The 13,852-nt window shown below is 64.6% G+C and carries 11 protein-coding genes; 5 read left to right on the top strand and 6 right to left on the bottom strand.

What is annotated here, in order from left to right; translation table 11 throughout:
* Nucleotides 1-7: 7 nt before the first annotated feature.
* Nucleotides 8-1,384, top strand: a complete 1,377-nt coding sequence (locus JV551A3_RS30160; protein ID WP_112249816.1) for a glutamine synthetase family protein — start codon at nt 8-10, stop codon at nt 1,382-1,384.
* A gap of 151 nt (nt 1,385-1,535) precedes the next feature.
* Here the strand turns inward: JV551A3_RS30160 and argA are convergent, their stop codons facing one another.
* Nucleotides 1,536-2,834: an amino-acid N-acetyltransferase gene (gene argA / locus JV551A3_RS30170; protein WP_112249818.1), complete on the bottom strand. Its 1,299-nt coding sequence runs from the start codon at nt 2,832-2,834 to the stop codon at nt 1,536-1,538.
* A gap of 124 nt (nt 2,835-2,958) precedes the next feature.
* On the bottom strand, nt 2,959-4,101 hold the full coding sequence (gene argE / locus JV551A3_RS30175) for an acetylornithine deacetylase (RefSeq protein WP_133976206.1): 1,143 nt from the start codon (nt 4,099-4,101) through the stop codon (nt 2,959-2,961).
* Between the two features lie 220 nt (nt 4,102-4,321).
* Between argE and JV551A3_RS30180 the strand changes: the two genes are divergently transcribed.
* Nucleotides 4,322-5,689, top strand: coding sequence for a CYTH domain-containing protein (locus tag JV551A3_RS30180; protein ID WP_133976208.1), 1,368 nt, complete (start codon nt 4,322-4,324; stop codon nt 5,687-5,689).
* 169 nt (nt 5,690-5,858) lie between these two features.
* On the opposite strand, the gene JV551A3_RS30185 is transcribed toward JV551A3_RS30180, so the two are convergent.
* Nucleotides 5,859-6,329: an Lrp/AsnC family transcriptional regulator gene (locus tag JV551A3_RS30185; RefSeq protein ID WP_133976211.1), complete on the bottom strand. Its 471-nt coding sequence runs from the start codon at nt 6,327-6,329 to the stop codon at nt 5,859-5,861.
* A gap of 126 nt (nt 6,330-6,455) precedes the next feature.
* Here JV551A3_RS30185 and JV551A3_RS30190 point away from each other — a divergent pair, with 126 nt between their 5' ends.
* From JV551A3_RS30190 to JV551A3_RS30200, 3 genes are all read left to right on the top strand, one after another.
* The gene (locus JV551A3_RS30190; RefSeq protein ID WP_003259353.1) at nt 6,456-6,761 is read left to right on the top strand and encodes a hypothetical protein; all 306 of its coding nucleotides are present in this window, start codon (nt 6,456-6,458) and stop codon (nt 6,759-6,761) included.
* Between the two features lie 216 nt (nt 6,762-6,977).
* Entirely contained in the window at nt 6,978-8,663 is a 1,686-nt protein-coding gene (locus JV551A3_RS30195) for a GspE/PulE family protein (protein WP_133976213.1), read from the top strand.
* Nucleotides 8,664-8,752: 89 nt separating this feature from the next.
* Nucleotides 8,753-9,067 carry a DUF2388 domain-containing protein gene (locus JV551A3_RS30200; RefSeq protein ID WP_003259356.1) on the top strand — a complete coding sequence of 105 codons (315 nt, stop codon included), beginning with the start codon at nt 8,753-8,755 and terminating at the stop codon, nt 9,065-9,067.
* Nucleotides 9,068-9,178: 111 nt separating this feature from the next.
* On the opposite strand, the gene gcvP is transcribed toward JV551A3_RS30200, so the two are convergent.
* The 3 genes from gcvP to gcvT form a co-directional block, all read right to left on the bottom strand.
* A complete protein-coding gene (gcvP, locus tag JV551A3_RS30205) occupies nt 9,179-12,052 on the bottom strand; it encodes an aminomethyl-transferring glycine dehydrogenase (RefSeq protein ID WP_133976215.1) in 2,874 nt (957 codons plus the stop codon).
* 194 nt (nt 12,053-12,246) lie between these two features.
* The gene (gene gcvH, locus JV551A3_RS30210; RefSeq protein ID WP_133976217.1) at nt 12,247-12,630 is read right to left on the bottom strand and encodes a glycine cleavage system protein GcvH; all 384 of its coding nucleotides are present in this window, start codon (nt 12,628-12,630) and stop codon (nt 12,247-12,249) included.
* A gap of 51 nt (nt 12,631-12,681) precedes the next feature.
* Entirely contained in the window at nt 12,682-13,764 is a 1,083-nt protein-coding gene (gcvT, locus tag JV551A3_RS30215) for a glycine cleavage system aminomethyltransferase GcvT (RefSeq protein ID WP_133976219.1), read from the bottom strand.
* Nucleotides 13,765-13,852: the final 88 nt, after the last annotated feature.

Below are 13,852 nucleotides of genomic sequence, written 5' to 3' on the forward strand. Positions count from 1 at the left end.
TTGCATCATGTCGGTACCCCCGCGTGCCGTTCAGCTTAACGAAGCGAACGCGTTCCTTAAGGAACATCCTGAGGTTCTCTACGTTGACCTTCTGATTGCAGATATGAATGGTGTGGTGCGTGGCAAGCGCATAGAGCGCACCAGCCTCCACAAGGTTTACGAGAAAGGCATCAACCTGCCTGCCTCCCTCTTCGCCCTGGACATCAACGGTTCCACCGTTGAAAGTACCGGGCTGGGCCTGGACATCGGCGATGCTGACCGCATCTGCTATCCAATCCCTGACACCCTCTGTAACGAGCCGTGGCAAAAGCGCCCTACCGCTCAGCTGCTGATGACCATGCACGAGCTCGAAGGCGAGCCGTTCTTCGCCGACCCGCGTGAAGTGCTGCGTCAGGTGGTGAGCAAGTTCGACGAACTGGGCCTGACCATCTGCGCCGCGTTCGAGCTGGAGTTCTACCTGATCGACCAGGAGAACGTGAACGGCCGCCCGCAGCCGCCGCGCTCGCCAATTTCGGGCAAGCGCCCGCAGTCGACCCAGGTGTACCTGATCGACGACCTGGACGAATATGCCGACTGCTTGCAGGACATCCTGGAAGGCGCGAAAGAGCAAGGCATCCCGGCCGACGCCATCGTCAAGGAAAGCGCCCCGGCGCAGTTCGAAGTCAACCTGCACCACGTGGCCGACCCGCTCAAGGCCTGCGACTACGCGGTACTGCTCAAGCGGTTGATCAAGAACATCGCCTACGACCATGAAATGGACACCACCTTCATGGCCAAGCCCTACCCGGGCCAGGCAGGCAACGGCCTGCATGTACACATTTCCGTGCTGGACAAAGATGGCAACAACATCTTCACCAGCGAGGATCCCGAGCAGAACGCCGCGCTACGTCACGCTGTCGGCGGTGTGCTCGAGACCCTGCCCGCGTCCATGGCGTTCCTTTGCCCGAACGTCAACTCGTACCGCCGCTTCGGCGCGCAGTTCTATGTGCCGAACGCGCCAAGCTGGGGCCTGGACAACCGTACCGTGGCCCTGCGCGTGCCGACCGGCTCGCCGGACGCCGTGCGCCTGGAGCACCGCGTGGCCGGTGCCGACGCCAACCCGTACCTGATGATGGCCGCCGTACTGGCCGGCGTGCACCATGGCCTGACCAACAAGGTCGAGCCGGGTGCGCCGATCGAAGGCAACTCGTACGAGCAACTGGAGCAGAGCCTGCCGAACAACCTGCGCGATGCCCTGCGCGAGCTGGACGACAGCGAGATCCTGAACAAGTACATCGATCCGAAGTACATCGACATCTTTGTCGCGTGCAAGGAGAGCGAGCTGGAGGAGTTCGAGCACTCGATCTCCGACCTCGAGTACAACTGGTATCTGCATACCGTGTAAACGAAAACGCCGCCCCCAAGGGCGGCGTTTTTGTTCGAGATCGGTGTCGCCTGCTTCGCGGGCTTGCCCGCTCCCACAGGTACGCCACAGGCTTCAGGCCTTGTGAGCACCCTGTGGGAGCGGGCAAGCCCGCGAAGAGGCCAGTACAGGCTTACAAAGGCTTCTCGAAAATCTTCGAATTGCGCTGGTAGTTGTACAGCGAAGCCCGCGCCGCCGGCAGCCGCTCCACCCCACTCGGCGCAAACCCGCGTTCGCGGAACCAGTGCGCGGTTCGCGTCGTCAGCACGAACAGGGTGTTCAGCCCCAACTGCCGCGCTCGGCTTTCGATACGCTCCAGCAGTTCGTCACCACGCCCGCCATGGCGGTACTCCGGGTTCACCGCCAAGCACGCCAGTTCGCCGGCGTCGGAGTCGGCAATCGGGTACAACGCCGCACAGGCGATGATCATGCCTTCGCGCTCGACCACGCTGAACTGCTCGATCTCCCGCTCCAGCACCTCACGCGAACGGCGCACCAGGATGCCCTGCTCTTCCAGCGGGCTGATCAGTTCCAGCAAACCGCCCACGTCCTCGATGGTTGCCTCGCGCACCACTTCGAACTGCTCCTGCGACACCAGCGTGCCGCCACCGCCACGGGTGAACAGCTCAGTCAGCAAGGCGCCATCCTCGGCATAGCTGACGATATGACTGCGCGCCACGCCGCCTTTGCAGGCTTCGGCCGCGGCATCCAGCAATTCGCCCTGGTAATCGCTGCCCAGGCGCTGCAAATGCGGCGCAACCTGCTGCGGGCGCAGTTCGCGCACCAGCTTGCCATCTGCATCCAGCAGGCCCGGCTCGGCACCGAACAGCAATAGCTTGTCGGCACCCAGTTCGATGGCAGCGCGGGTGGCCACATCTTCGCAGGCCAGGTTGAAGATTTCGCCCGTGGGCGAATAGCCCAGCGGTGACAACAACACGATGGAGCGCTCGTCGAGCAGGCGGCTGATGCCCTTGCGGTCGACCCGGCGCACTTCGCCGGTGTGGTGGTAGTCCACGCCTTCGAGCACGCCGATCGGCCGCGCCGTGACCAGGTTGCCGGACGCCACGCGCAGGCGCGAGCCCTGCATCGGCGAAGCGGCGATGTCCATCGACAGGCGTGCCTCGATGGCCAGGCGCAGGGCGCCGACAGCATCAATCACGCAATCCAGGGTGGCGGCATCGGTGATGCGCAGGCCACGGTGGTAGTGCGGGGTCAGGCCGCGCTCGGCCAGGCGGCTTTCGATCTGCGGGCGCGAGCCATGTACCAGCACCAGGCGCACGCCAAGACTGTGCAGCAGCACCAGGTCATGGACGATGTTGCCGAAATTAGGGTGTTCCACGCCATCGCCAGGGAGCATGACCACGAAGGTGCAGTCGCGATGGGCATTGATATACGGGGAGGCATGACGCAGCCAGTTGACGTAGTCGGGCATGACAGGGCCTGTGGATAAGTGGACGGAGAACGGCGATACAGGGGGCGTTCAGGATCATCGTCGGAACAGGCTTGCGGTCACGCGCGGTCTCCTCTAGGCAGGAACGAATCAGTTCGATTGACGTTTAGTCCAGGCAATAATGCCGGATCAGGTCACGCAATAGACGCACGGTAGGCTCGATTCGTGACATTTCAAGATATTCGCCGGGCTGGTGGGCACAGGCGATGTCGCCGGGGCCCAGCACGATGGTCTGGCAACCCAGCTGCTGAAGATAAGGCGCTTCGGTGCCGAACGCCACCGCTTCGGCGCGATGGCCGGTCAGGCGCTCCGCCACCTGCACCAGTTCGGTGTCGGCGGCCTGCTCGAATGGCGGCACCTCCGGGAATAGCGGCGCATGGTCGATGCGCACCTCGAAGCGCTCTGCCACCGGCACCAGCTTGGCACGGATGGCCGCGCGCAGTTGCTCCACATCCATGCCTGGCAGCGGGCGCAGGTCGAATTCCAGGGCGCACTGGCCGCAGATCCGGTTCGGGTTGTCACCACCATGGATGCAGCCGAAGTTCATGGTGGGGGTCGGCACGGTGAATTGCGGGTTGCGGTAGGTTTGCTGCCATTGCTGGCGCAGCCCCATCAACTCGCCCATCACCGCATGCATGGCTTCCATGGCGCTGCGGCCCAGGCTTGGGTCCGAGGAGTGGCCGCTGCGCCCGAGGATATCGATGCGGTCCATGAGGATGCCCTTGTGCATGCGAACCGGCCGCAGCCCGGTGGGCTCGCCGATCACTGCCGCACGGCCGAGTGGCTGCCCGGCCTCGGCCAGGGCGCGGGCGCCGGACATCGAGCTTTCTTCGTCACAGGTGGCGAGGATCAGCAGCGGCTGCTTGAAATCGTGCTCCAGCAGCGGGATGACCGCCTCGATGGCCAGGGCGAAGAAGCCCTTCATGTCGCAGCTGCCCAGGCCGACCCAACGGCCGTCGGTTTCGGTCAGCTTCAGCGGGTCACTGGCCCACAGCTGTTCGTCATAGGGTACGGTGTCGCTGTGCCCCGCCAGCACCAGGCCGCCCGGGCCAGTGCCACGGCTGGCCAGCAGGTTGAACTTGCCGGGGCTGACCTGCTGGATGTCGCACTTGAAACCCAGGTCTCCCAGCCAGCCGGCCAGCAGGTCGATGACCTGGCGGTTGGACTGGTCCAGCGCAGGCTGGGTGCAACTGACCGAAGGCGCGGCGATCAGGGCGGCGAACTGGTCTTTCAGCGTCAGCAACGGCATGCGCGTACTCCTCGGAAGCGTTGCCCATCATAGCAATGCCCTTCAACCGTGTGGGCTTCTTCGCGGGCCTGCCCGCTCCCACAGGGATTGCACCGCCCTTGAAAGCGATGCTGTACCTGTGGGAGCGGGCAAGCCCGCGAAGAAGCCCACCACGATCCAACAGACCACAGCCGACTCCTGTAGACTGCTGGGCAACCACGCCCTCTCCTTCGAGCCTGTGATGCACAAAGAAACCGAACTCAAGCTCCGCGCCAGCCGCGAGACCCTTGCCGCCCTGCGCGAGCACCCTCTGCTGAAAAAGCGCAACAAGTCCGGCTGGCAGACCCGCGAACTGCTCAACCAGTACTTCGACACCCCCGAGCGCGAGCTCTCCGCTGCCCGTGTAGCCCTGCGCCTGCGCCGCGATGGCGAGGCCATCATCCAGACCCTCAAGTGCCGCGGCACTAGCGTGGCGGGCCTGTCCGAACGCAACGAGCACGAATGGCAGCTGGACAAGGTCAAGCTCGACCTGAAGAAGCTCGACGACAGCTGCTGGCCCGCGCAACTGGCCAACCTGGACAAAAAGACCATCAAGCCGCTGTTCACCACCGACTTCACCCGTGAATACGCCGAAATCGCCTGGGGCCGTGGCAAGAGCAAGGTGGTGATCGAGGCCGCGCTGGACCAGGGTTTCGTGATCGCCGGCAAGCGCAAGGAAGAAATCTGCGAGCTGGAACTGGAACTGCGTGAAGGCGAGCCGCAGGCTCTGTTGGAACTGGCCGCCGAGCTGGCCGCCAGCCTGCCACTGATGCCATGCGACATCAGCAAGGCCGAGCGTGGCTACCGCCTGCTGGAGCCGGACAGCTACGAGCTGGGCCTGCCGCAAACCGAGCTGGAAGGCGAAATGGCCGTGGACGACGCCTACGCCGCACTGGCCTGGCAACTGCTGGGCAGCAGCCAGCGCCTGGCCGAGCAATACCGCCACAACGGCCACTGGCGCCTGTTGCAGGACTGGGTCGAGTGCCTGAGCGAGCTGCGTGCCATGACCGCCAGCCTGGGCCAGGCCGCGCCGCGCGCCACCACCCGTGACCTGCGCAGCAGCCTCGACGCCCTGCTCGAAGACTGGCGCCCGCTGGTGCAGGCCGGCAATGAAGACGAAGATATCCGCCGCGCCGCCCCCGAGCAGTTCGCCGAAGAGCTGGAAGACGTGCGCTGGGGCCAGTTCTCGCTGGAAACCTCGCGCTGGCTGCTGGCACGCGCCTGGACCGTGGAGCGCAAAGGCCGCGGCGAGCGCCAGGGCAAGGCGCAGCTGGCCAGCTGGCTGGCGCACCTGCTGGGCGAAGAAGGCCGAGCGTTGAAACTGCCGCTGTACACCCAGCGGCCGGAAGACCTGGCCGAGCAGTTGCCGCGCATCGAACAGCTACTGGCCTGGCTGCACCATGCCCGCCAGGTGCTGGAAGCGCCACAGATGGACCGCCTGTATGGCGACCTGAAGAAGCTGCATGAGCTGGCTGAACAGCCGATCAGCGATGAAGTGCTGGAAGCGCGTATCGAACAGGCCCGGGCGGTGGATCAGAGCCGCGGCTGGAAGCACCTGCTCAAGGCTTGACCCTTCTGAAGGCTGACGCAGCCATGTAGGAGCGGCCTTGTGTCGCGAAAGGGCCGCACAGCGGCCCCGGCAGTATCGGCTTGGTGCACAAGTCCTGGGGGCGCTTCGCGCCCCTTTCGCGACACAAGGCCGCTCCTACAGGGACCGCGTCAGCGGGTCTGAAACGGTCTTACCGTGACAGTGGCAGGCTGGTGGTGGACTTGATCTCCGATAGCGCCACGATCGAGTTCACTTCCTGTATCCCCGGCACGTTCGACAGCTTTTCGAAGAAGAACCGCTCATAAGCCTCGATATCCGGGGTGACAATGCGCAACAGAAAGTCCACCGACCCCATCAGCACATAACACTCCAGCACCTCCGGAAACCCGCGGATCGCGTCAGTGAACTCGGTGAAGTTGGAGCGCCCGTGGGCGTTCAGTTTCACCTCGGCGAAGATCTGTGTGTTCAGGCCGACCTTCTTGCGGTCCAGCAAGGTCACCTGCCCGCGAATCACGCCCTCCTCCTTCAACCGCTGGATACGCCGCCAGCACGGCGATTGCGACAACCCCACACGTTCGGCGATCTGTGCGCTGGACAGCGAGGTGTCCTCCTGCAGCAGTTCGAGAATACGGCGGTCGTAGGCGTCCAGCTCGCTGTGCATCAATAATTCTCCTGAACAGCACTTTATGAATAGAGCAATTCGCCAATACAGCGAAATTACCAAATCATAGCGAAAAAATACCGCCCCCAACGTGCAAGAATTTCTCCCACATTCGCGGAGACCAGCATGAACGCACAGCCCCGTACCGACGCCTGGGCCGCCAGCAGCGCCCACAGCACCGTGCATTATCGCCTGCAGGCCGAGGCCGAGCCTGACAGCCTGTGCCGGGTGCTCAACCTGTTTGCCCTGCAGTTCCTGACCCCGCACAGCGTGCAGGTCAGCCAGCAGGATGACTGGCTGGATATCGAGGTCGGCATCGGCGGCCTGAGCTGGCACCGGGCCGAGGTGATTGCGCAGAAACTGCGTAACCTGGTGTGTGTGGGTGAAGTGAGCCTGAGCAACCTGCAGCGGGTGGAACTGGCGGTGGTCTGAGCGATCAGCTGTACCTGTGCTGGCCTCTTCGCGGGTAAACCCGCTCCCACAGGGACCGCACAGTTCTTGAATGCTGTGCAATACCTGTGGGAGCGGGTTCACCCGCGAAGAGGCCAGCACAGGCACTGCAAGATCCCGAAACCCTTCATCCCCATCAACCCAACCCCGCCCGTCTAGCCTTGATCAGCACTCCCCTATCAGGCACGGACGCCAACCATGCACACCCCCGACAACCCGGCACTCGACCTCAAGCGCGTGCTCCAGGCCCTGCTCGCCGACCAGCATCTACACGCCAACGACACCCTGCAGGTACTCGAGCACGCCGCCACTCACCCCACCGCTCACCCGCTGGAACAGCTCGCCGCCTGCGCCCTGGAAGACCGCCGACACCCTGGCCAGCCCCTGGATCTGGACCGCCTCTGCCAATGGCTGGCCAACAAGGTCGGCCAGCCCTACCTGCGCATCGACCCGCTGCAACTGGACCTGCCCCAGGTCACCGGCCTGATATCCCCTGCATTCGCCCAGCGCCACGGCATCCTCATCGTCGCCGCCGACGCCTCCGGCGTCACCGTCGCCAGCGCCCAGCCCTACCAGGACGACTGGCTGGCCGACCTCACCCGCAGCCTTGGCCGGCCGGTCCGTCGCGTGCTGGCCAACCCGCAGCAGGTTCGCCAGGCAGGGCAGTCGTTCCATCGGCTGGCCCAATCGGTAAAGGGCGCGCAACACCAGCAGTCAGCCAGCCTGGGTGAACTCGAGCAGTTGCTGGAGCTGGGCAAGCGCCAGGCCGAGGCCAGTGCGGACGACGCGCACATCGTGCATATCGTCGACTGGCTGCTGCAGTACGCCATCGAGCAACGCGCCAGCGATATCCACCTGGAACCACGCCGCGAGCAGGGCCAGTTGCGATACCGCATCGACGGCCTGCTGCACAACGTCTATGCCTTCCCCGCCGGAGTGACCCTGGCGCTGGTCAGCCGCCTGAAACACCTGGGGCGCATGGACGTCGCGGAAAAGCGCCGGCCGCAGGATGGCCGGCTGCAAAGCCGCCTGCCTGGCGGCGGCGAGGTGGAGTTACGGCTGTCGACCCTGCCGACCCCGTTCGGCGAAAAGCTGGTGCTGCGCCTGTTCGACCCGCAACAGTTGCAAGAAGGCTTCGACCGACTCGGCCTGGATGGGCCACAACTGGAACAGTGGCAAAGCCTGCTGCGCCAGCGCCAGGGCATCATCCTGGTCACCGGCCCCACCGGGTCCGGCAAGACCAGCACGTTGTACGCCAGCCTCAAGCTGCTGGCCACGCCGCAGGTCAACCTGTGCACCATCGAAGACCCGATCGAGCGCCTGGACCCCGCATTCAACCAGCTGCAGGTGCAGCCTGCGCTGGACCTGGGTTTCGCCAACGGTGTGCGGGCCATGCTGCGCCAGGATCCGGACATCATCATGATCGGTGAGATCCGTGACCGCGAGACCGCCCTGGTGGCGGTGCAGGCGGCCTTGACCGGGCACCTGGTGCTGTCGACCCTGCATACCAACGACGCCTGTGGCGCGATCACCCGCCTGCAGGAGCTGGGTGTGGCCGACTACCTGATCAAGGCAACGCTGGTGGGGGTCATGGCCCAGCGGTTGGTTCGCACGCTGTGCGCGGATTGCCGAGGTGGTGCAGCGCTGCCCGAAGGCCAACCGTGCCGTACCTGTCGTGGCACCGGGTTCCATGGCCGCACAGGGTTGTTCGAGCTGCTGGTGCCCAGCGACAGCCTGCGCGCCCTGATAGGCCCGGGCAGCGATCTGGCCCGTTTGCGGCGTCAGGCCGTGGCCGATGGATTGCTCGATCTGCGCCGCTGCGGCGAAGCCAAAGTAGCCTGCGGGCAGACCCGCCAAGAGGAAGTGCTTCGGGCCTGTTCCTGAGCAAAAATCCTTTGTATTCAAGGAACTTGCACCCCCGTGACAGGATCAAACCGCGCATCTTCAACCCTCACCCTTCGAGGTGTTTCAACATGCGTTTCAAAACCGCCATCGCTGCCGCTGCCTTGCTTTCGCTGCCTATCGGCTCGGCCATGGCCGATACCTTCTGGCGTAACGTGATGACTACCGGTGCTACCACGGCATCGAGCTACCTGACTTCCGGGGATCACAAGCTGGTGATGGCGGCGCAGGATGACGCTGGCAGCTTCGTGGCCAGCGAAGGCGCGATCCGCGGGCCGTTCCTTGAAGCGGCGATTCGCCAGGCCCGTGCGGAGAACCCGGGGATGCAGGCTTCCGACATGGAACTGGCCAATGCCATCCTGGCCAAGAATGCGGTAGCCGAATAACCGCGTCGCCTGCTTCGCGGGTGAACCCGCTCCCACAGGTACTACACAACATTCAAACCTTGTGCGGTCCCTGTGGGAGCGGGCGAGCCCGCGAAGAATCCAACACCGATCTCAGCGATAAGCCTCCACCGGCACACAAGCACAGAACAGATTCCTGTCCCCATACACGTTGTCGACCCGGTTCACCGCTGGCCAGTACTTGTGCTGGCGCACGTGAGCACTGGGCGCCACCGCCTGCTCCAGGCTGTAGGGCCTGTCCCACACCGCCAGCACATCGGCCAGGGTATGCGGCGCATGCTTGAGCGGGTTGTTCTCCGCCGGCCAGTTGCCCTCCTGCACTTCGCCAATTTCCGCCCGAATCGCCAGCATCGCCTCGACGAAACGGTCCAGTTCGGCCTTCGACTCACTCTCGGTCGGCTCGACCATCAACGTGCCCGGCACCGGGAACGACATGGTCGGCGCGTGGAAGCCATAGTCCATCAGGCGCTTGGCCACATCCTCTTCGCTGACGCCGGTCAGCGCCTTCAGCGGCCGCAGGTCCAGGATGCATTCATGCGCCACCCGCTGGTTGCGCCCGCGGTAGAGCACCGGGAAAGCGCCACCCAGCTGGCTGGCCAGGTAATTGGCCGAGAGGATCGCCACCTCGCTGGCATCGGCCAGCTGCGGCCCCATCATGGCTATGTACATCCAGCTGATCGGCAGGATGCTCGCACTGCCCCAGGGCGCGGCGCTGACTGCGCTGTTGTTCGGGTCCAGGCCGGGTACCGGCACCACCGGGTGGCTGGCGACGAACGGCTTGAGGTGCGCGCGAATGCCGATCGGGCCCATACCCGGGCCACCACCACCGTGGGGGATGCAGAAGGTCTTGTGCAGGTTCATGTGTGAAACGTCGGCGCCGATATCCGCCGGCCGCGCCAGGCCCACCTGGGCATTGAGGTTGGCGCCGTCCATGTAGACCTGGCCTCCGTGCTGGTGGACCACCTCGCAGATTTCGCGAATTCCCTCTTCGTACACACCGTGGGTCGACGGGTAAGTGATCATCAGGCACGACAACCGCTCCCCGGCTGCGTGGGCCTTGGCCTTGAGGTCGCCCAGGTCGACGTTGCCATCGTCGTCGCAATCGACGATCACCACCTCCATGCCGGCCATTTGCGCCGATGCCGGGTTGGTGCCGTGGGCCGACGACGGGATCAGGCACAGCGTACGTTGCGGCTGATGGCGGCTGCGGTGGTAGCGGGTAATGGCCATCAGGCCGGCGTACTCGCCCTGGGCGCCGGAGTTGGGCTGCATGCAGATGGCATCGAACCCAGTAATGGCGCACAGCCAGCTTTCCAGTTCGTCGATCATCGCCTTGTAGCCGGTAGCCTGCGCCGCCGGGGCAAACGGGTGCAGCTGGGCAAAGCCAGGCCAGGTGATGGGGATCATCTCGCTGGTGGCGTTGAGTTTCATCGTGCACGAACCCAGCGGAATCATCGACTGGTTCAGCGCCAGGTCCTTGTTCTCCAGCTGCTTGAGGTAACGCAGCATCTCGGTTTCGCTGTGGTGCAGGTTGAACACCGGGTGGGCGAGGAACGGCGTGCGCCGCACCAGGCTGGCGGGGATGCCTTCAGGCAGTGCCAGCTGGTCGAGTGTGGCGATGTCGAGGCCATGGTCCACCCCCAGGAAAATGTCGAACAGGCGCAGCACCGTGTGCTCCGAGCAGGTCTCGTCCAGGCTCACGCCCAAGTGCCCGCGGCCGAGGATGCGCAAGTTGATCTGCGCGGCTTCGGCGCTTTCGATGATGGCCGCCTGGGCACCGCCGACATCCAGGGTGAGGGTGTCGAAGAAGTGCTGGTTGAGGCGCTTGATGCCCTTGGCTTCGAGGCCGGCGGCGAGGATGAAGGTCAGACGGTGCACACGCTGGGCAATGCGCTGCAGGCCTTCCGGGCCGTGGTACACCGCGTAGAAGCCGGCGATGTTGGCCAGCAGCACCTGGGCCGTGCAGATGTTGGAGTTGGCCTTCTCGCGGCGGATATGCTGCTCGCGGGTTTGCAGCGCCATGCGCAGCGCGGTGTTGCCACGGGCATCGCGCGACACGCCGATGATGCGCCCCGGCATGGCTCGCTTGTAGTCATCGCGGCAGGCGAAATAGGCCGCGTGGGGGCCGCCATAGCCCATCGGTACGCCAAAGCGCTGGGTAGAGCCCAGCACCACATCGGCACCCAGCTCCCCGGGCGGTGCCAGCACCACCAGGCTGAGCAGGTCTGCAGCTACGCAGGCCAGGGCATGGTGGCTGTGCAAATGATCGATTTGCGGACGCAGGTCGCGGACCTCGCCGTGGGTATCCGGGTACTGCAGCAAGGCCCCGAAAACCGCGTGCTTGCCAAGGTTATCCACAGAGTCGACGATCAGCTCGAAGCCGAAGCCCTCGGCACGGGTCTTGAGTACCGACAGGGTCTGCGGGTGACAGTGCTCGTCGGCGAAGAAGGCATTGCTCTTGTTGCGCGCCACCCGCTTGGCCAGGGCCATGGCCTCGGCGGCGGCAGTGGCTTCGTCGAGCAGTGAGGCATTGGCCAGGGCAAGCCCGGTGAGGTCGATGACCATCTGTTGGAAGTTCAGCAGCGCCTCCAGCCGGCCTTGGGCAATCTCGGGCTGATAGGGCGTATACGCGGTATACCAGCCCGGGTTCTCCAGCACGTTGCGCAGGATGACCGTGGGGGTGATGGTGCCGTGGTAGCCCATGCCGATCAGGCTGGTCCAGACCTGGTTCTGCCCTGCGTACCCGGCGAGCTTGGCCAGGGCGGCCTGTTCGTCCAGTGCCGGCGGCAGCTCGAGGGGGCGATTGAGGCGGATGTCTGGCGGTACGGTCTGCTCGATCAGCTCACTGCGGCTGGCGACACCCAGCGCATCAAGCATGGCCTGCTGCTCCGTGGCATCCGGGCCCAGGTGACGACGCAGAAAAGGGTTGAGCTCTTGCAGTTGATGCAGGGATGGCGACTGGGACATGACGACGCTCTCTTCCTGGAACAGCTCTCATGGAGACTTACAAGTCTAGGAAGGGATTGCCGATTGTGCGGGGAAAGTTGCTTGCAGGCCCGGCCTCTTCGCGGGCATGCCCGCTCCCACAGGTCAGCCACAAGCCCTGAGGCTGGCGCTATCCCTGTGGGAGCGGGCGTGCCCGCGAAGAAGGCGACGCGATCTTACTCGCCGATCGCGGCCTTGTAGCCAGCAGCATCCAGCAGCTTGTCCAGCTCGGCCGGGTTGCTTGGCTTGAGCTTGAAGATCCACGACTCGTAAGGCTGTTCGTTGAGCAGCTCCGGGCTGTCGGCCAGTTCTTCGTTGACCGCGATCACTTCACCAGCGACCGGGGCATAGATGTCCGAAGCGGCCTTGACCGACTCGACCACACCGGCAGCGTCGCCAGCGCCAAATACCTTGCCGACTTCGGCCAGCTCGACGAACACCACGTCACCCAGGGCTTCCTGGGCGTGGTCGCTGATACCCACGGTCACGGTGCCGTCGGCTTCCAGGCGAGCCCACTCGTGGCTTTCGGCAAAACGCAGGTCGGCGGGGATATTGCTCATGTCTTGAATTCCTCGATTGGCTCAGCGGTACGCCCGCCGGTTGAAAATTGTTCAGATCAGGATCTTGCCGTGGCGCACGAAGGTCGGTTTGACCACCCGCACCGGGTACCACTTGCCGCGGATTTCCACCTCGGCCCGGTCGCCGGTGGCCATGGGCACGCGTGCAAGGGCAATGGACTTGCTCAGCGTAGGCGAGAAACTACCACTGGTGATCTCCCCTTCGCCAATCCCGGCTACACGCACCACCTGGTGGGCACGCAGCACGCCACGCTCTTCCAGCACCAGACCGACCAGTTTTTCCTGCACGCCGTGCTCGATTTCCGCCAGCAGCCCGGCGCGGCCGATGAAATCGCGCTCGGCCGGCTCCCAGGCGATGCTCCAGCCGAGGTTTGAGGTGAGCGGGGTGTGGGCTTCGTCGATGTCCTGGCCGTACAGGTTCATGCCGGCTTCCAGGCGCAGGGTATCGCGGGCACCCAGGCCGCTGGGGGCGATGCCGGCACCGACCAGGTCGTTGAAGAAGGCCACGGCCTGCTCGCCCGGGAGCATGATCTCCAGGCCGTCTTCACCGGTATAGCCGGTGCGGGCAATGAACCAGTCGCCTTCGGCAACGCCTTCGAACGGGCGCAGTTCGCGGATCAGCGAGGCACGCGCGGGGCTGAGCAGGGCCGCAACCTTTTCTCGGGCATGCGGGCCCTGGATGGCAAGGATGGCAAGGTCCGGGCGGGCCTTGAAGTCCACGGCAAAACCGTCACGCTGCAGTTGCAGCCAGTCGAGCACCTTGGCGCGGGTGGCGGCGTTGGTGACCAGGCGGTAGCCGTATTCCGTACGGTACACGATCAGGTCGTCGATCACCCCGCCCTGCGCCTGCAGCAGCGGGCTGTACAGCGCCTTGCCGGTGTCGTCGAGGCGGGCCACATCGTTGGCCAGCAGACGCTGCAACCAGGCAGTGGCGTCGCTACCATCGACATCGATCACGGTCATGTGGGAAACATCGAACACCCCGCAATCGCTGCGCACCTGATGGTGCTCCTCGACCTGCGAGCCATAGTGCAGGGGCATGTCCCAGCCACCGAAATCGACCGTCTTGGCGCCAAGCGCCAGGTGCAGGTCATACAAAAGCGTGCGCTGTCCCATGGGTTTCTCCTTCCGGGCGTGGCGAAGCGGCGGCGGTCGATGACGTCGGGTCGTCAGCTCTTCTTGTGTAGGACCCGCCGCGCGAATG

This window comes from Pseudomonas inefficax, from assembly GCF_900277125.1.
GTDB lineage: Bacteria > Pseudomonadota > Gammaproteobacteria > Pseudomonadales > Pseudomonadaceae > Aquipseudomonas > Aquipseudomonas inefficax.